Genomic DNA, 17244 nt, shown 5'->3' on the forward strand with positions numbered 1-17244 from the left:
GGCACGTTCAGGACACCGAAGCCGCCTCAGCGATTGCGCATGATGATCCAGATCGCGTGGATCATGCCCGGTACGCCGCCGAGCAGCGTCAGCAGGATGTTCAGGAGGAATTGCAGCCCGATCCCCTCCGTGATCAGCACGGCGATCGGCGGTAGGAAGATGGCGAGCAGGATGCGGACGAGGTTCGACACGGGATCTCCGGGGGAGGGGGCTTTGTCCATGGCGGAAACGAAGCTCTGCCGTTCGCGTTCCCGCGGTTCGGGTTTCGACACCGGCATGAGCGCGCCTCCGAACCTGAGAATGGCATGCTGAGGGCCTGGGCGCTCTATCTTACGAACCCGGCTCATCCGGCCTTGCGCCGGTTGGGCTACCTTCGTGAGAGCGTCTCCCTGTATTACCGATCTCGCCGTTGCCGCGCGGCGTGGCATTCGCATCTCGAGGCGAGCCGCGGCGTCATCCTGAATGCCGTGGAGCAGTTGCCGAAGCGGCGGACGGTGATCGTCCTCGGTTCAGGGCTTCTGGACGATATCCCGCTCTCGGCGCTGGCGAGCGGCTTCTCAAGGGTGGTCCTGGTCGACGCGATCCATCTCTGGCCCGTGCGGATCGCGGTACGCCGATATCCGAACGTCGAGCGCGTGACGCTAGATATCAGCGGTACCGCCGGGATGTTGCTCGGCAGCGCCTCCGCACCCGACGACACGATCGGCTCGCTCTGCGCGGAAGAGAATGTCGACCTCGTGGTCTCGGCGAACCTACTCTCGCAACTCCCGATCCTTCCCCTCGACTGGTTCGAGGAGCGTGGCCTGCCGGTGCCGTCCCATCTCGCGCGCAACCTGATCAGGTCACATCTCGACGTGCTCACACGGATGGAAGCACGGGTCTGCCTGATCACAGATACCGTGGAGATCGAGTTGGATCGGAACGGCAGCGAGACGGACCGTCTGGACCTCATGCACGGGGTCGCCCTGCCAAAGCCGGACAAGACCTGGGATTGGGACTTGGCGCCCTTCGGCGAGGCGGCACCCGATCACCGCCTCCTGCATCGCGTGGAGGCCTATTCGGACTGGCACGAGGCAGTGCGCGGCTGAGGGTGCGGTATCGAAGCGCGAGAGCCGCCTCCGTGGTTACGGAAGCGGCTCTCGACAGCTACAATTTTGTGTGAAGGGTGCGGCAGCCTCTTACTCTGCCGAACTCTCGGCCGGTGCCGTTATCTCAACGGCGCCTTCGGCACCCTCCGTGCCTTCGAAACGCGCGCGACGGCGGCGGCGGGGCTTGGCAGGAGCGCGCGCCGTCTCATCGGCGGCGTCGGGCGCCGCATCGACGGGATGCGGAGCTGCGCCATTCACAGGCTGCTCCGCGGGCGTCTCGACCGGAGTGGACGTCGGCCGGGCCGGGTTGACCAGAAAGGCCGGCAGCCCGCTCTGCTCCTCGGGAGCGTTGCGCGCGGCCTCGTCCCGACGGCGCTCACGGCGCGACTGCCCCTCGCCGGAGCGCTGGAAGTCCTGGCGCGGCGAGTCCGGCCGCACCGGCTCCTGCCGCTGGTACTCGCCGCGCCCGTTCTCGAAGCGGCTCTCGCGGGACTGGTCCTGGCGTCCGAAATCCTGGCGCGGCTGCTCGGACCGGGCGTAGTCCTGCCGATGTTCCTGCCGATGTTCCTGCCGGTTGTCCTGACGCTGATTGTCGAAGCGCGGGTTGTCGAAGCGCTGGCGGTCGCCGCGGTTCTGGTTCTGGAAGCGCTCGCGCCGCTCATTGCGGCTCTGCCGGCCCTCCTGCTGGCGCAGGTCCTGGCCGTTGTCCTGCCGCATCTCGTAGGGCTGCGGCTGCTGGCCGGGATCGGCGTAATCGTCGCCGTACTGGCCGTAGCCCTGGCCGTTCGGCCCGCCGTGACCCTGCTGCACACCCTCCTCGTCACCCTCGTCGATCTCGTCCTCGAAGGACTGGCGGGCGTAACCGAGGCCGGCCTGCGGCCGGTTCTGCTCCTGAGCACCGGAGATGATGCGGAAATAGTGCTCGCCGTGCTGGAAATAGTTCTCGGCCGCCACCGGGTCGCCGGCCGCCAAGGCATCGCGCGCGAGTTGGGCGTACTTGTCCGCGATGTGCTGAGCGGTGCCGCGGATCTTCACATCGGGACCGTTGGACTCGTACGACCGCGTGAGAGGATTGGGACCCTTCGGGCGGTTGCGGCCACGCATCCGTCTATTCTGGTTTGGTCTCATCGGTCTCGATTGACCCTCGTTCGTGCGAAAAGCGCGTCTGTTGATCCGGCCGTGCCGGCGAAGCCTCGATCCGCATCGCTTCGTCGACAGGCATTGCCCATCGTGAGCGATCCGTGATCCGCTTGCCGTGCTGGCCGTCCGTCCCGTCCAATCGGGGCCTACGCTTGCGTCCGAGACGCCGTTCGATTGTCAGGTTCGAATGTCACCGAGCCGCGTCGCGACATCTGAAACGCGCCTGCTCGGTGGTGAGGAGATCTGGAACAGCTCGGCGGGAGGGATCGTCGCCAACCTTACCGCTGCCCGACTTAACGGACCGTTCGCGATCTACACCCCGGACAGTAACGGCTCGACCCGGGCACAACAAGCTTTTTTTCATGCGAAAGCGATGATCGGCCTAGGATTTTCCCTGCGAATCGCTTTCCCGGACGCGGCGGAGCATCACGACGCGTCCATGTCCTGCGAGATCGTATCGGATTGCGGCGTCTTCAAGACCTGCCCTCGCGCCGATGGCGCGGACCGCCTCCGCCTGGTCGTACCCGACCTCGACGCAGAGCGCCCCGCCCGGCATCAGGAGGTCGCCGCCTGCCACGTCCGCGAGGATGCGGCGGTACGCGTCGAGACCGTCCGTTCCCCCGTCGAGCGCACCTGACGGGTCGTGCAGGCGCACCTCCCGCGCGAGCCCCGGGATGACGACGCTCGCGATGTAGGGCGGATTGGAGACGATCAGATCGAACGGTCCGCGCAGGCTCGCGCACCAGTCGCCGGCCAGGAAGGCGGCGCGGCTGAGAATGCCGTTCCGGTCTGCATTCTCGCGCGCCGTGCGCAGCGCGCCGATCGACCGATCCAGCCCGAACCCGAAGGCGCTCGGCAACTCGCTCAGGAGCGCGATCAGGATGCAACCGGAGCCCGTGCCGAGATCGAGAATGCGCGCGGGAGCCCTGCGGTCGGAAAGAGTGGACAGGGCCGCCTCGACGAGCGTCTCCGTGTCGGGCCGCGGGACAAGTGTCTCGGGGGAGAGCCGGATGGGCAGGCCCCAGAACTCCCAGGCGCCGAGAATGCGGGCGACGGGCTCTCCGGAGAGGCGGCGCGCCAGTGCCGCGCCGAGGGCGGCCGCCCCGTCAGGGCCGATCGGCACCTCGCCCTCGATGGTCAGCTCAAAGGCGGAGAGGCCCAGGATGCCGAGGAGGAGGAAGCGCGCGTCGCTGGATGCCGCCTCCATTCCCTCGCGCGCGAGAGCCTGCTCGGCAAGTCGCTGGGCGGCTCGTCGCGACAGCGTCGGCGCGAAGTGCGGCGCGACCATGCCAGGCTCAGGCCATGCCTTCGGCGGCCAGAAGTTCGGCTTGGTGCTCTGTCACGAGAGCATCCACAAGTTCGTCGAGGGCGGTGCCGTCGAGAATCTCGGCGAGCTTGTAGAGGGTGAGGTTGATGCGGTGGTCGGTCACCCGCGCCTGCGGGAAATTGTAGGTCCGGATGCGCTCGGAGCGGTCGCCGGAACCCACCTGCGCCCTGCGGTCGGCGGCCCGGGCCGCGTCCTTGGCGGTGCGCTCGGCGTCGTAGAGCCTCGCGCGCAGCAGCGCCATCGCCCGAGCCCGGTTCTTGTGCTGCGAGCGCTCCTCCTGGACGAAGACGACGATGCCGCTCGGGATATGGGTGATGCGAATCGCGGATTCCGTCTTGTTGACGTGCTGGCCGCCGGCGCCCTGGGCGCGCATCGTGTCGATCTTCAGATCGGATTCGTTGACGACGATGTCGACGTCCTCGGCCTCCGGCAGCACGGCGACGGTCGCCGCGGAGGTGTGGATGCGCCCCTGCGTCTCGGTCTCGGGCACACGCTGGACGCGGTGCGCTCCGCTCTCGAACTTCAGCCGGGCGAAGACGCCGCGGCCCTTCACCTCCGCCACGATCTCACGGTAGCCCCCGACGGTGCCCTCACTCTCCGAGATCACCTCGACCTTCCAGCCCTTCGCCTCGGCGTATTTCGCGTACATGCGGAAGAGATCGCCGGCGAACAGCGCCGCCTCGTCGCCGCCGGTGCCGGCGCGCACCTCGAGGATGGCGCTCTTCTCGTCGGCCGCATCCTTCGGCAACAGCATGAGTTGGAGGGCGCGGTGGGCGGCGAGCAGCGCCGCCTCGGCTTCCGGCTTCTCGTCGGCAGCCAGCGCCCGCATCTCCGGATCGCTGCCGGGCTCCTCGATCAGGGCCTCGACTCCCCGCAGGTTCTCGTCGGCCGCCCGATAGGTCCGGATCGCCGCGACAACGGGGTCGAGCTCGGCGAGTTCGCGGGAGAGCTGAACGAAGGTCTCGGCATCGGCCGAGCCGGCGCTGAGCGTGGCGGTTGCGATGTCGTGGCGAGCCAGAATGGCGTCGAGCCGGTCGGGAGGAAGTGGGGTCATCGCCCGGATGTTACTCTTGCCTGAAGCTGTTTGATCTGGAGGCGCCGCCCGGCAGGCGGGGCGCCCAGGTCCGGCCGCCGACGGGAGCGGCGTGAAATCACGAACCGACGATGCGCGGGGCACGGCATCCCCGCGAAACTCCCCGCGCTGCCACCGGGGCGCCCGGGGCGGGAGTTCCGCGGGGAGCCTCTAGATAGGCACGCCCTGGGCCTTGGCGAAAGCCGTGAGGGCCGGGCGCAGGCTCTCGCCCTCGCTACCGCGGGCGAGTTCCGTCTCGATCAGGGCGCCGACAGCGGCCGCGTCCATGCTGAGGACCGTCGCCTTCACGGGGCCGATCGCGGCGGGCGACATGGACAGGTCGCGGAAACCGAGGCCGATCAGCGCCATCGCCTCGAGCGGACGCCCGCCGATCTCGCCGCAGACCGTGACAGGGCAGCCCGCGGCCTGGGCCCTCTCCGCGATGATGCGGAAGGCGCGCAGGGCGGGGGCGCTGAGCGGGTCGAAGCGGTCGGCGACGCGCCGGTTCTCACGATCGACGGCGAACAGGAACTGCATGAGGTCGTTCGAGCCCACCGACAGGAAGTCGGCGTGGCTCGTCAGCTCGTCGAGCTGGAACAGGAGGGACGGCACCTCGATCATCGCGCCGAGGCGGCAGTCGCTCGGCAGAGGGTGTCCATGCCGGCGCAGATGCGCCTTCTCGCGGTCGACGATGGCCTTGGCGCGGACGAACTCGTCCACCGTCGCCACCATCGGGAACATGATCTTGAGCGGGCGCCCGCCCGACGCCTTCAGGAGCGCGCGCAACTGCACCCGCAGGAGAGCCGGGCGGTCGAGGCCGATGCGGATCGCGCGCCAGCCCAGGGCCGGGTTCTCCTCCTCGAGCTTCGGCATGTAGGGGAGGATCTTGTCGCCGCCGATGTCGAGCGTCCGGATGGTGACCGGCTTGTCGCCGGTCGCGGCAAAGACCGCCTCGTAGAGATTCTGCTGCTCCACCGCCGAGGGCATCCGCTCGGCCACCATGAACTGCAGCTCGGTCCGGAACAGACCGATGCCCTCCGCCCCCGTCTCCTGAAGGTGCGCGAGATCGACGAGCAGGCCCGCATTCAGGTGCAGGCCGATGCGCAGACCGTCGCGGGTGATCGCGGGCACGTCGCGCAACGCCCGGTATTGTTCCTGCCGCCGTGCGCGCAGCCGGACCATTTCCGCGTAGGACGCTTCGACCTCGGGACTCGGCCGGACATGGATCTCGCCGGCCACCCCGTCGACGATGATGGCGTCGGCCGAGTCGCACAGGGCCGTGGCGTTGGCGACCTCGCCGACGGCCGGGATGCCGAGGGCGCGCGCCACGATGGCGATGTGGCTCGTCGGGCCGCCTTCCTCCAGCACGACGCCCCGCAGGCGGGTACGGTCGTAGTCGAGCAGCGCGGCCGGTCCCATCGAGCGCGCCACGAGGATCGCGTTCTCCGGCAGGGCACCCGCGCCCTCCGCGGACTGCGCGCCGATGAGCTGGCGCAGGAGGCGGTTGGCGAGATCGTCGAGGTCGTGCAGGCGGTCGCGCAGGTAGGGATCGCTCTGTCGCAGCATCCGGGCACGATTGTCGGACTGCACCCGCTCCACCGCGGCTTCCGCCGTGAGGCCGGAAACCACCGCCTCGCGCATGCGCCTCAGCCAGCCCTTGTCGTGCGCGAACATGCGCACGGTCTCCAGCACCTCGCGGGACTCGCCGGTGCCGATCGAGTCGCCACGCTCCACGAGGTCGTCGATGGCCGAGCGCACCTCGCCGATCGCTGCCTCCAGCCGCTCGACCTCGCGCTCGACGTTCTCGGCGATGAGCGTCTTCACGACGATACGCGGCTCGTGCAGCACCACGTGGCCGAGCCCGATGCCCTCGGCAAGCGCGACGCCGCGCTGGCTCACGGGGCGTCGTGCAGCCGGGCCGGTGCCCGGAGCGAGGCTCTGCAGCTCGCCCGAGGCGATCATCTCCGCGAGCACCATCGCGGTGGTCTGGAGCGCCTCGATCTCCTCCTCGGAATAGACCCGGTAGGTCTTGTTCTGGACCACCAGCACGCCGAGCGTGTTGCCGGCCCGCAGCAGCGGCACGCCGAGGAAGGCGTGATAGGCTTCCTCGCCCGTCTCCGGACGATATGAGAAGGCCGGGTGGGACTGGGCGTCGGAGAGCGAGAGGGGCTCGGCCGTGCGCGCGATCAGACCGACGAGGCCCTCGTCCGCGCGCAGCCGCGTCAGGTGCACCGCCTCGCGGTTCAGGCCTTCGGTGGCGAACAGTTCGAGGATGTTGTCATCGCGCAGGACGTAGACCGAGCAGACCTCGGCCACGACGTTGGCGGCGATCAGGACGACGATGCGGTCGAGGCGTGCCTGTGCGCTGACCGGCTCCGCCATCGCTTCGCGGAGGCGGCGCAGCAGCAGGCGCGGGCCTCCAGGCGCAGCGGGCATCGTTTCGTCAATCCAACCTGGCGGCCGGTGCAACCTTGACGCCGCTCGGGCGCCAGCCGCACCAGCGCGGAGGTTCAGGCCTGATCGAGGCCGTATAGCGAGTGGAGCGTGCGAACGGCAAGCTCCGTATAGGCCGCGTCGATGAGGACGGAGAACTTAATCTCAGATGTGGTGATCGCGCGGATGTTGATGCCCTTCTGCGCCAGCGCCCGGAACGCCTTGGCGGCCACGCCCGCATGGCTGCGCATGCCGACGCCGATCGCCGAGACCTTCACAACGTCGGTGGCGCCCTCGATCTGGCCGTAGCCGATCGTCTCGCGCTGGCCGTCGAGGATCGTGCGGGTGCGCTCGTAATCGGCGGTCGGCACCGTGAAGGTCATGTCCGTCGTCGACTGGTCGCCCGACACGGTCTGGATGATCATGTCGACGTTGATGTTGGCGTCGGCCAGCGGACCGAAGATGGCGGCGGCGACGCCGGGGCTGTCCTTCACGGCCCGGAGCGTGATCTGCGCCTCGTCCTTCGAAAACGCGATGCCGGTGATGATCTGCTGTTCCACGATATCGTCCTCGTCGCAGATGAGGGTGCCGGGGCGGGCGGCGTCCGGCGGGTCGAAGCTCGACCGCACCGTGGTCGGCACGCGATGCACCATGGCGAGTTCCACGGAGCGGACCTGCAGCACCTTGGCGCCGAGCGAGGCCATCTCCAGCATCTCCTCGAAGGTCACGCGCTCCATGCGCTTCGCCTTCGGCACGACGCGGGGGTCGGTGGTGTAGACGCCGTCCACGTCCGTGTAGATGTCGCAGCGCTCCGCGCCGATGGCCGCTGCCACCGCGACCGCGCTGGTGTCCGAGCCGCCGCGCCCGAGCGTCGTGATCCGGCCGGTCTCGGCGTGGATGCCCTGGAAGCCGGAGATCACCGCGACCTCGCCGCGCTTGAAGCCGGCATCGAGATTCGCGCCGTCGATACCGGCGATGCGCGCCGAGCCGTGCGCGTCGGAGGTCTCGATCGGGATCTGCCAACCCTGCCAGGAGCGGGCCTTGATGCCGTCCTTGCGCAGGGCGACGGCGAGGAGGCCGGAGGTGACCTGCTCGCCCGAGGCGACGACCGTATCGTACTCCGCCTCGTCGTAGAGGGTGTTGGCGTCCTTGACCCAGCCCACGAGCTCGTTCGTCTTGCCCGACATGGCCGAGACCACGACGGCGACATCGTAGCCGGCCGCGACCTCGCGGGCGACGTGGCGCGCCACGTTGCGGATTCGATCGACGTTGGCGACGGAGGTGCCGCCGAATTTCATCACCAAACGGGGCATGTCGCGTCCGCTTCGATTTGTATCGAGCCTGTCCGGGAGCGCCGCGAGGCGCACGTCCGAGTGCCGGGGCCGCATTGCGGCTGTACCGGGCCGGGCTTCGGCGGGTACAAGGGGTGCATCCACCTGTCAACAAAGAGCCCGGGTGCCGGGCGCCGATATCCCGCGGAGCCGATGCGCGTCACTGAAGCCTCCTCCATCGATCGCGACGAGGTCGCGCGCTTCGATGCCCTCGCGGCGACGTGGTGGGACGAGCGCGGTCCGATGCGGGTGCTGCACCGGTTCAACCCGGTGCGCCTCGCCTATATCCGTGACGCCGCCTGCCGGCACTTCGGGCGGGATCCGCACGCGCCCTTCGCCCTCGATGGCCTCAGCGTCGTCGATGTCGGGTGCGGCGGCGGCGTCCTGTCGGAGCCGCTGGCCCGACTGGGCGCGCGCGTCACGGGGCTCGATCCGGCCGCGGAGAACATCCGCGTCGCCGCGGCGCACGCGGAGGCCGAGGGCGTGCCGGTCGAGTACCGTTCTGAGACGATCGAGGCCGTGATCGACGCGGGCGAGCGCTTCGACATCGTGCTCGCCATGGAGGTGGTGGAGCACGTCGTCGACATGCCGGCCTTCGTGCGCAAGGCCGCGCAGGGCGTGAAGCCCGGTGGCCTGATGTTCGCCGCCACCATCAACCGCACGATGCGCTCCTTCGCGCTGGCCATCGTCGGGGCCGAGTACGTGCTGCGCTGGCTGCCGAAGGGCACGCACGACTGGGAGAAGTTCGTCACCCCGGCCGAGCTCGCGCGTGCCGTCGAGGCCGGCGGCCTCGCCGTCACCGACACGATGGGCGTCGTCTACAACCCCATCGGGGACACGTGGCGGGCGAGCCGAGACACCGGCGTCAACTACATGATCACGGCCGAGCGCCGGAGCTGATCCGCTCCGGCCTGAACCGTGGGCACCGCGCTTCGTTGACGCCGAGAACGAGAGGAGGCGTCCATGCTCGAGAAGATTCCGCACGCGGTCGGCGAGGCGCTGTCGGGCCTCAAGGCCGGCCTCGAGAAGACCGCCTATCACGCCACATTCGCCGGCGTGCCCGCCTCGATCACCGTGACGAGCAGGGATTTCTCGGACGGCGCGCCGATGCCCGCACGCTTCACGGAGGACGGTGCCAAGGTCTCGCCGCCGCTCGCCTGGACCGGCGTGCCGCAAGGAGCGCACAGCGTCGCGATTCTCGCCGAGGACGCCGACAGCCCGACGCCGAACCCTCTCGTCCACCTGATCGTCTGGAACCTCGCGGGCACCAACGACGCGCTGCCGGAGGGCGGGATCGCGGGTCCCGGCGGCCCGGGTGCCCACCTCAACCTCGGCCGAAACAGCTTCCTGAAGGACCGGTACCTGCCGCCCGACCCTCCGAATGGGCACGGTCCGCACCGCTACGTCTTCCAGGTCTACGCCCTCGACCGGACGCTCGATCTCGCGGCCTCGCCGGGCCGCACCGCGCTCCTCGACGCGATGCAGGGCCACGTCCTCGCCAAGGGCCAGCTCACGGGCACCTACGCGCGGGGCTGACGCCCGCTTGCTGCCCGGCGCCGATTCCGGCAAGCACGGCCGGACCGGCGGAGACGCGCGATGAAGGCCTTGCTGTGCACACGCCTCGGTGACCCCGAGGACCTCGTCATCGAGACGCTGCCTGACCCCGAGCCGAGACCGGGCGAGGCGCTGGTGCGAATCACGGTCGCGGCCCTCAACTTCTTCGACACGCTGATCATCGCGGGCCGCTACCAAGTGAAGCCCGACCTTCCCTTCTCGCCGGGGGGCGAGGCTTGCGGGACCGTCGAGGCGTTGGGGTCCGGGACCGAGGGTTTCGCGGTCGGCGACCGCGTGATCGTCCACGTGAAGCACGGGACGGCGCGCGAGCGCGTCGCAGTCTCCGTGCGCCATCTCACCAAGGTCCCGGAGGGGGTCTCGGACGAGCAGGCGGCCGGGCTCACCATCACCTACGGCACATCGCTTCACGCCCTCAGGGACCGCGCCCGCCTGCGGCAAGGCGAGACGCTGGCCGTGCTGGGCGCCTCGGGCGGGGTGGGGCTCGCCGCGATCGAACTCGGCGCCTTGCTCGGCGCCCGGGTGATCGCCTGCGCCTCCTCCGAGGAGAAGCTTGCCGTCGCCCGCGCGCACGGGGCGCACGAGACGCTGGTCTACAGCCCCGAGACGCTGCGCGACGACCTCAAGGCGCTGACCGGGGGCGCGGGCGTCGACGTGGTCTACGATGCAGTCGGCGACGCCTATGCCGAGCCGGCCCTGCGGGCGCTCGCCTGGAAGGGCCGCTTCCTGGTCGTCGGGTTCGCCGCGGGCGAGATCCCGCGGCTGCCGCTCAACCTCGTCCTTCTGAAGGGCGTGGACGTGCTCGGCGTCCACTGGGGCGTCTTCGTCGAGCGCGAGCCGGAGGCGCATCAGGCGAACCAGCGACAGCTCCTCGACTGGGTCGCCGACGGCCGACTGACCGCGAAGGTCCACGGGGTCTACCCGCTCACCGACTACGTCGAGGCGCTGGGCATCCTCAAGCGGCGCGAGGCCGTGGGCAAGGTCCTGCTGAGGCCCTGATCCGGCGACCGGATCTCAGATCAGGCCCTGCTCGCGGGCGAGCGCCACGAGATCCGATTGCGGCCGCGCACCGATGTGCTGGATGACCTCCGCGGCCGCGAGCGCGCCGAGGCGAGCGCTCGTCACGTAGTCGAGGCCGCGGGCGTGGCCCGCGAGGAAGCCCGCTGCGAAGAGATCGCCCGCGCCGGTCGAGTCCACCACCTCGCGCACCGGCGAGATGCCGACACTGCGGATCTCGCCGCCCTTCACGACGACCGAGCCCTCCTCGGAGCGCGTGACAAGGCCGAGCAGGTGCCGGCCGTGATTGTCGCGCTCGTCGCGAAGCGCCCGGATCGCCGCTTCGGCATCCTCGGTCTCGTAGAGGCTCTTCAGCTCGCCGATGTTGGCGAACAGGATGTCGACGCTGCCGTCGCGGATAAGGCCCAGGAACTCCTCGCGGTATCGCCCGACGCAGAAGGCGTCCGACAGCGTGAGGGCCACGGCGTGTCCCGCATTGTGGGCGATCTTCACGGCCTTGCGGAACGCGTCCTTGGCGGCCGGCGGATCCCAAAGGTAGCCCTCGAGATAGGTGACGCGGGCCCTCGCCACGGTCGCCTCGTCGACATCGGCCGGGGACAGGCCCTGACAGGCGCCCAGATAGGTGTTCATCGTGCGCTCGCCGTCCGGCGTCACGAGAACGAAACAGCGGGCCGTCGCGGGGCCGTCGGTCGCGGCGGCCACACCGAAGCGCACGCCGGTCGCCTTGAGGTCGTGCGCGAAGAGGGCGCCGAGCTCGTCGTCGCGGACCTTGCCGACGAACCCTGTGCGGGCGCCGAGGAGCGCTGCGCCGACCGCCGTGTTCGCCCCGGATCCGCCGGAGACGATCGTGGCCGGTCCCATGACAGAGAACAGCTCCTCGGCGCGCCCCTCGTCGATCAGCTGCATCGCCCCCTTGTGAACGCGCTGGGCTTCGAGGAACCCGTCGTCCGTACGGGCGATCACGTCCACGATCGCGTTGCCGAGGACGAGGAGATCGAGAGGTTCGGTCATGCGGGCATCCTGCTCAGACGGTCGAGAAGCGTGGGCGCGCTGTCGCACCCGGGCAGGCGAGGGTCAAGCCGCGGACCTTTCGTCGGGAGGCGGACGACCGGGGAGACGGCGGTCTCCGGAAGGCTAAGCTCGACGAGCCGGACGCGGGGGCGCGGGCCGGATACCGCCGGGGATCTACGACGACGTGCCGCCGCGGCTGCGCGATGAGGTGAAGAAGGGAGTTCGGCCCTGATCGAGACGGCCATCCTTCCGAACGATGGTACCCTCTACTGCAGAGTCTTCACCTCACACTGCGCGTAATCCGAGCTTGCTTTAACGTAGGCGTTGAGCTTCTGGACGTAGGCCTCCGCGAGGGGCCGGAAGGCTTGCGCCTGCGCGTTGTAGGCCCTCACCGCGTCGTTGTAGCTGTAGGCCTCCCAGCCCGGGCAGCCCTCCTTCGCGTCGAGGCAGGCGGGCTTCTGCGGCAGGGGCGGCTTCGCGGGTTTGGATTCCGGCGGTGGAGGCTCGGGCCGCGTGCAGGCGGCCTCGGCACCGGCCGACAGGGCAGCCAGGATCAGAAGACCCCACAGAAGCGTGCGCGCCATGCTCTCCCTCCGCACCGCGATCGGACCGCCGGGTTTTCGGGTATCGCCGCCTGCCGGGCAAGTCCGCCCGCACTACTCGGCGGGCGCCATCCGGGAGGGCGCGGCCGGGCGAGACCGTCCGGTAGCCGGAGAGCCGCGCACGAGGTTCACGAGCGGCAACAGCAGGCCGGCCGCCAGGACCCACCACGCCGGGCGCACGACGTAGGAGAAATCGAGGTTGGCGCCGAGGACCACGCTCGCCGGCACGCCGCTCTTCAGGCCGTACCAGGCCGCCTCCAGCAGCGCGGTGGCGAGCGCCGCGGCGACGGCGAGCCCGACGAGCGCGAACGGACGCGTCGTCACCCCGACTCGCTGCATCAGCCGCCAGCCCATCAGGAGGAGGAACAGGCCGGTCCAGAATACCGGGTCGGACACGTCGATCTTCGACTGAAGGAAGTAGTGGAAGAGGCCGAGCGCCGAGATCGCGTAGACGATGCGGTGGAGACGGTTCCAGGCCGGCCCCAAGCGCCGGATCATCGTGTCTGTCGACGTGACACCGAGCGCGACCAGTCCGAGGAGGGCGACGAAGCCGATCGTCAGGTAGAAGCGGAGCGCGATCTCGGACACGACCTTCGTCAGGATGAAGTTCTGGTCGACCACGTAGAGCGCGAGGTGGATCACCGCGTAGCTGAGCGCCGTGAGCCCGAGCATGCGCCGCAGGTTGATGAGCTTCGGCCAGTTGGCGATCCGCCGCAGCGGCGTGACGGCGAGCGAGAGCAGCAGGAAGCGGATGCACCACTCGCCGGTCCCGTGCAGGAGCGCCGTGATCGGCTTCGCACCGAGGGCATCGAGCGCGTAGGCGGCGGCGAGGTAGAGGCCGGGCGCCAGCGCGAGCAGAAAGGTGGCGAGCTTCAAGCCGGAGAACCGGCCGCCCCGGTCACGCCAGGGCCGGGGGAGGGTATGAGGGTGCGCGGTCGTGGGCATCGTGGGTTTGATTGATCCGGCTTGCGTGGGCGGCGTCCGTCCGGGCGTTGGGGCTGGGCTCAGCACTTGCGTATGAACCGGGACGCACGATGGCGTCGGCCCGTTCCCGCTGAGGGCCATTCGCCGCGGCGCCGCGTCGGTTACCTCGGGCGGATGTCCCATCCCCGAATTTCTCGGCGCGACGCGTCGCCTCCGCACCGGCGTTGGGCTAGGTTTCGCGCCCGCTTCCCGCTTCCCACGGAAACACGCCGCGATCCATGGCCGCACGACACGCCTCACAGGACAGAAGCCTCGACGCCGACGCGCCCGAGGCGATGACCGAGGAGGAGGCCAAGGCACGCCACGAAGCCCTCTCGACCGAGATCGCGGAGGCCGACGAGGCCTACCACGGCGCCGATGCGCCGATCATGACGGATGCGGAGTACGACGCCCTGCGCCGCCGGCTCGAAGCCATCGAGGCGCGGTTTCCGGATCTGGCCGGCACCGGCGTCGCCAGCGCCTCGGTGGGAGCGAAGCCCTCGGAGAAATTCGCCAAAGTGCGGCACGCGGTGCCGATGCTCTCGCTCGGCAACGCCTTCTCCGACGAGGAGGTCGAGGAGTTCGTCGCCCGGGTCCGTCGCTTCCTGAACTGGCCGGAGAATGAGCCTCTCGGCTTCACCGCGGAGCCGAAGATCGACGGTCTGTCCTTGTCGCTGCGCTACGAGGGCGGCCGGCTCGTCACGGCGGCGACCCGCGGCGACGGCGAGGTCGGCGAGAACGTCACGGCGAACGCCCGCACGGTTCAGGACATCCCCGAGACGTTGCTGGGCTCGGATGTGCCGGAAGTCTGCGAGGTGCGCGGCGAGGTCTATCTCAGCCACGCGGACTTCGCGGCGATCAATGCCCGGCAGGAGGCCGCCGGCAAGCCGCTCTTCGCCAACCCGCGCAACGCCGCCGCCGGCTCGCTCCGCCAGCTCGACCCGGCGATCACGGCCTCGCGCCCCTTGCGCTTCTTCGCCTACGCCTGGGGCGAGGTGGTTCCCCCGTTCGAGGGGACGCAGCACGGGGTCATCGAGCGCTTCGGGGCCTGGCGCCTGCCGGTGAACCCGCGCACGGCGCTGTGCGATGGGGCGGCAGCGATGCTCGCCCATTACAGGGCAATCGAGGAGGCGCGTCCGAACCTCGGCTATGACATCGACGGCGTGGTCTACAAGGTGGACGACCTCGCCCTCCAGCGCCGCCTCGGCTTCGTGTCGCGCGCGCCCCGCTGGGCGCTAGCCCACAAGTTCGCGGCGCAGAAAGCCTTCACGGTGGTGGAGGATATCGAGATCAACGTCGGCCGCACAGGCTCGCTCAACCCGCTGGCGAAGCTCCGCCCGGTGACGGTGGGCGGCGTCGTGGTCTCGAACGCGACGCTCCACAACGAGGGCTACGTGCAGGGTGTCGGCGCGGACGGCGAGCCGATCCGCGAGGGGCGCGACATCCGGATCGGCGACACCGTCATCGTGCAGCGGGCCGGCGACGTGATCCCGAAGGTGATGGACGTCGTCATCGAGAAGCGGCCCGCGGACGCGAAGCCGTACGCGTTCCCGACCGTCTGCCCGGCCTGCGGCAGCCGGGCGGTGCGCGAGACGAACGCCCGTACCGGCAAGCTCGACGCGGTGCGCCGCTGCACCGGCGGCCTGATCTGCCCGGCCCAGAGCATCGAGCGCCTGAAGCACTTCGTCTCGCGCAACGCCTTCGACATCGAGGGTTTCGGCGAGACCTACATCGAGGTGTTGTTCGAGGCAGGCGTCGTGCGCCAGCCGGCGGACCTCTTCCGGCTCGACTTCGACGCCCTCAAGAGCGCCATCGTCGCCCGGCGCGAGGCGCTCTCGGCCGAGCGGCGCGCTGCCGGCGAACCCCCGCCGAAGAAGCCGACGAAGAAGAAGGGCGAGGACGAGGACAAGGCGATCAAGAACCTCGTCGCCGCAGTCGAGGCGCGGCGTCGCCTGCCGCTGAACCGCTTCCTGTTCGCGCTCGGCATCCCGCAGATCGGCGAGTCGACCGCCAAGGCCCTCGCCAAGCGCTTTCAGGACATGACCGCGCTGATGGAGGCGCTGAGGGCGGCCGCCGACGCTCAGGCCGGCCCCGACTGGATCGAGATCTCGACGGTCCCGCGGATCGGACCGACCACCCGCGACCGCCTTCTCGAGGTCGAGGCCTCGGAGGGGGCTGAGGGGTCGCGCGCGCGCCTGACGGCGAGCCAGCGCGACAGCCTCACGGCGCATTACGGGAGCCTGGAGGCGGCCCAGGCGGCGCTCGCCCGCGCCGCCGCCCAGCAGCCCGGGGAGGCCTACCACCTCTTCGCCGACGACGGCGAGATCGGTCCCGTCGCGACCGATTCGCTGATCCAGTTCTTCTCCGAGCCGCACAACGACGAGGCGGTACGGGCGCTCCTCTCCGAGGTGACGGCGGAGCCGATGCAGGCCGCCGGCTCGTCGGCGGCCTTCTCCGGCAGAACGGTGGTGTTCACGGGCTCGCTGGAGCGCATGACCCGCAACGAAGCCAAGGCCACGGCGGAGCGCCTGGGTGCCAAGGTCTCGGGCTCGGTATCGGCCAAGACCGACCTCGTGGTCGCGGGTCCGGGCGCCGGCTCCAAGCTGAAGGACGCCGAGAAGCACAAGGTGAAGGTCGTCTCCGAGGAGGAGTGGCTGGCCATGGTGACGGGTGCCTGATCGGGGCGCCGCTACGTCAGTCTGACGCGTCCGGCGCTTCACGGTTGCGCGGCGAGTCCGCCTGCTCCTATCGTCCGCCGCATGACCTGCCTCGCCATCGACTTCGAGACGGCCAACGAACGACGCGACAGCGCGTGCGCGGTCGGGCTCGCCTGGATCGAGGACGGGCGCGTGGTTCGGCGCGCGTCGCGCCTGATCCGGCCGCCGGAGATGCGCTTCTCACCCGGCAACATCCGGGTCCACGGCATCCTTCCGGCCGACGTGCGGGACGCGCCTCCGTTTCCCGTTGCGATGGCGGAGTTCCTCCCCGATCTGGAGCACGGCCTGATCCTCGCCCACAACGCGCCCTTCGACATGGGCGTGCTGCGGGCCTCCCTCGCAGCGCATGGGCTGCCGGTGCCGTCGTTCTCCTACCTTTGCACCCTGCAGGTGGCGCGACAGGTCTTTCCGGACCCGGCGGGATGCGGTCTCGGGAAGGTCGCGAGCCGCCTCGGCATCCGCTTCGAGCATCACGACGCCGGCGAGGACGCCTTCGCCTGCGCCGAGATCGCGCTGGCGGCCGTTCGGGTGACGGGCGCGGAGAGCGTCGCGGGGCTGACGCGGGTACTACCGCTGCGGGTGACCACGCTGCCGCCCGGTCCCGAAATGCCGAGGTACCGGGCACCGGGCCGGGAGGGGATCGCGGGGCGCGCCGCCCTGTCGGCCCGGCGGCAGTTTGCGGATGCCGAGGTGCGCTTCATGATCCGCGGCAGCACCGGCAACCGCTACGAGGTCGCGCTCGAAGAGCGGCCGTCCGGCCTCTACCTGCGCTGCACCTGCATGGCCGGACGCAACCGCCGCCGCTGCCGCCACGTGGACGCGATGGTGGACGGCGACGTCACCGATCTGATCTCGGAGAACCTCGCCGACGTGGAGCGCCTGCGCCGGTTGATCGAGGACGCCCCGGCCGGGCACCGCGTCGAGCCGGAGCGGCTGCGCCGCGTACAGGCGGCGTGACCGCTCCCCCTCCC

At 70.0% G+C, this 17244-nt stretch carries 15 protein-coding genes; 6 read left to right on the forward strand and 9 right to left on the reverse strand.

Annotated elements, in window-relative coordinates:
* Positions 1–26: 26 nt before the first annotated feature.
* Entirely contained in the window at positions 27–191 is a 165-nt protein-coding gene (locus tag MOX02_RS12865; RefSeq protein ID WP_109891394.1) for a YqaE/Pmp3 family membrane protein, read from the reverse strand.
* A gap of 114 nt (positions 192–305) precedes the next feature.
* Here MOX02_RS12865 and MOX02_RS12870 point away from each other — a divergent pair, with 114 nt between their 5' ends.
* A complete protein-coding gene (locus tag MOX02_RS12870; protein WP_147026192.1) occupies positions 306–1088 on the forward strand; it encodes a hypothetical protein in 783 nt (260 codons plus the stop codon).
* 90 nt (positions 1089–1178) lie between these two features.
* Here MOX02_RS12870 and MOX02_RS12875 read toward each other — a convergent pair whose 3' ends face one another.
* The 5 genes from MOX02_RS12875 to MOX02_RS12895 all read right to left on the reverse strand — a co-directional run bounded on the left by MOX02_RS12875 (position 1179) and on the right by MOX02_RS12895 (position 8373).
* Positions 1179–2192 carry a DUF4167 domain-containing protein gene (locus MOX02_RS12875; RefSeq protein WP_147026193.1) on the reverse strand — a complete coding sequence of 338 codons (1014 nt, stop codon included), beginning with the start codon at positions 2190–2192 and terminating at the stop codon, positions 1179–1181.
* Positions 2193–2610: 418 nt separating this feature from the next.
* Positions 2611–3516 (reverse strand): peptide chain release factor N(5)-glutamine methyltransferase, encoded by a 906-nt coding sequence (gene prmC, locus MOX02_RS12880; protein ID WP_147026194.1) that lies wholly within the window; start codon positions 3514–3516, stop codon positions 2611–2613.
* Positions 3517–3523: 7 nt separating this feature from the next.
* Positions 3524–4609, reverse strand: coding sequence for a peptide chain release factor 1 (gene prfA, locus MOX02_RS12885; RefSeq protein ID WP_147026195.1), 1086 nt, complete (start codon positions 4607–4609; stop codon positions 3524–3526).
* A gap of 189 nt (positions 4610–4798) precedes the next feature.
* On the reverse strand, positions 4799–7063 hold the full coding sequence (gene ptsP, locus MOX02_RS12890) for a phosphoenolpyruvate--protein phosphotransferase (RefSeq protein WP_147026196.1): 2265 nt from the start codon (positions 7061–7063) through the stop codon (positions 4799–4801).
* Positions 7064–7137: 74 nt separating this feature from the next.
* Positions 7138–8373, reverse strand: a complete 1236-nt coding sequence (locus MOX02_RS12895; protein WP_147026197.1) for an aspartate kinase — start codon at positions 8371–8373, stop codon at positions 7138–7140.
* A gap of 171 nt (positions 8374–8544) precedes the next feature.
* On the opposite strand from MOX02_RS12895, the gene ubiG reads away from it, so the two are divergent.
* The 3 genes from ubiG (at position 8545) to MOX02_RS12910 (ending at position 10962) form a co-directional block, all read left to right on the forward strand.
* A complete protein-coding gene (gene ubiG / locus MOX02_RS12900; RefSeq protein WP_147026198.1) occupies positions 8545–9291 on the forward strand; it encodes a bifunctional 2-polyprenyl-6-hydroxyphenol methylase/3-demethylubiquinol 3-O-methyltransferase UbiG in 747 nt (248 codons plus the stop codon).
* A gap of 63 nt (positions 9292–9354) precedes the next feature.
* On the forward strand, positions 9355–9927 hold the full coding sequence (locus tag MOX02_RS12905) for a YbhB/YbcL family Raf kinase inhibitor-like protein (RefSeq protein WP_147026199.1): 573 nt from the start codon (positions 9355–9357) through the stop codon (positions 9925–9927).
* A gap of 60 nt (positions 9928–9987) precedes the next feature.
* Positions 9988–10962, forward strand: coding sequence for an NADPH:quinone oxidoreductase family protein (locus MOX02_RS12910; protein WP_147026200.1), 975 nt, complete (start codon positions 9988–9990; stop codon positions 10960–10962).
* Positions 10963–10977: 15 nt separating this feature from the next.
* Here MOX02_RS12910 and MOX02_RS12915 read toward each other — a convergent pair whose 3' ends face one another.
* The 3 genes from MOX02_RS12915 to msrQ form a co-directional block, all read right to left on the reverse strand.
* On the reverse strand, positions 10978–11991 hold the full coding sequence (locus MOX02_RS12915) for an adenosine kinase (RefSeq protein WP_147026201.1): 1014 nt from the start codon (positions 11989–11991) through the stop codon (positions 10978–10980).
* Positions 11992–12257: 266 nt separating this feature from the next.
* Positions 12258–12575: a hypothetical protein gene (locus MOX02_RS12920; protein WP_147026202.1), complete on the reverse strand. Its 318-nt coding sequence runs from the start codon at positions 12573–12575 to the stop codon at positions 12258–12260.
* Positions 12576–12647: 72 nt separating this feature from the next.
* Positions 12648–13538: a protein-methionine-sulfoxide reductase heme-binding subunit MsrQ gene (msrQ, locus tag MOX02_RS12925; RefSeq protein ID WP_147026203.1), complete on the reverse strand. Its 891-nt coding sequence runs from the start codon at positions 13536–13538 to the stop codon at positions 12648–12650.
* Between the two features lie 314 nt (positions 13539–13852).
* Here msrQ and ligA point away from each other — a divergent pair, with 314 nt between their 5' ends.
* The gene (ligA, locus tag MOX02_RS12930) at positions 13853–16234 is read left to right on the forward strand and encodes an NAD-dependent DNA ligase LigA (protein ID WP_373866740.1); all 2382 of its coding nucleotides are present in this window, start codon (positions 13853–13855) and stop codon (positions 16232–16234) included.
* Positions 16235–16315: 81 nt separating this feature from the next.
* Entirely contained in the window at positions 16316–17230 is a 915-nt protein-coding gene (locus MOX02_RS12935) for a 3'-5' exonuclease (protein ID WP_147026205.1), read from the forward strand.
* Positions 17231–17244: the final 14 nt, after the last annotated feature.

Source organism: Methylobacterium oxalidis, from assembly GCF_007992195.1.
GTDB classification, from domain to species: domain Bacteria; phylum Pseudomonadota; class Alphaproteobacteria; order Rhizobiales; family Beijerinckiaceae; genus Methylobacterium; species Methylobacterium oxalidis.

Bases quoted from the DNA above. Each gene is read 5' to 3' on its own strand.
- MOX02_RS12870 (WP_147026192.1), top strand. From the start codon at position 306: ATGCTGAGGGCCTGGGCGCTCTATCTTACGAACCCGGCTCATCCGGCC.
- MOX02_RS12875 (WP_147026193.1), bottom strand. From the start codon at position 2,192: ATGCGTGGCCGCAACCGCCCGAAGGGTCCCAATCCTCTCACGCGGTCG.
- prmC (WP_147026194.1), bottom strand. From the start codon at position 3,516: ATGGTCGCGCCGCACTTCGCGCCGACGCTGTCGCGACGAGCCGCCCAG.
- prfA (WP_147026195.1), bottom strand. From the start codon at position 4,609: ATGACCCCACTTCCTCCCGACCGGCTCGACGCCATTCTGGCTCGCCAC.
- ptsP (WP_147026196.1), bottom strand. From the start codon at position 7,063: ATGCCCGCTGCGCCTGGAGGCCCGCGCCTGCTGCTGCGCCGCCTCCGC.
- MOX02_RS12895 (WP_147026197.1), bottom strand. From the start codon at position 8,373: ATGCCCCGTTTGGTGATGAAATTCGGCGGCACCTCCGTCGCCAACGTC.
- ubiG (WP_147026198.1), top strand. From the start codon at position 8,545: ATGCGCGTCACTGAAGCCTCCTCCATCGATCGCGACGAGGTCGCGCGC.
- MOX02_RS12905 (WP_147026199.1), top strand. From the start codon at position 9,355: ATGCTCGAGAAGATTCCGCACGCGGTCGGCGAGGCGCTGTCGGGCCTC.
- MOX02_RS12910 (WP_147026200.1), top strand. From the start codon at position 9,988: ATGAAGGCCTTGCTGTGCACACGCCTCGGTGACCCCGAGGACCTCGTC.
- MOX02_RS12915 (WP_147026201.1), bottom strand. From the start codon at position 11,991: ATGACCGAACCTCTCGATCTCCTCGTCCTCGGCAACGCGATCGTGGAC.
- MOX02_RS12920 (WP_147026202.1), bottom strand. From the start codon at position 12,575: ATGGCGCGCACGCTTCTGTGGGGTCTTCTGATCCTGGCTGCCCTGTCG.
- msrQ (WP_147026203.1), bottom strand. From the start codon at position 13,538: ATGCCCACGACCGCGCACCCTCATACCCTCCCCCGGCCCTGGCGTGAC.
- ligA (WP_373866740.1), top strand. From the start codon at position 13,853: ATGACCGAGGAGGAGGCCAAGGCACGCCACGAAGCCCTCTCGACCGAG.
- MOX02_RS12935 (WP_147026205.1), top strand. From the start codon at position 16,316: ATGACCTGCCTCGCCATCGACTTCGAGACGGCCAACGAACGACGCGAC.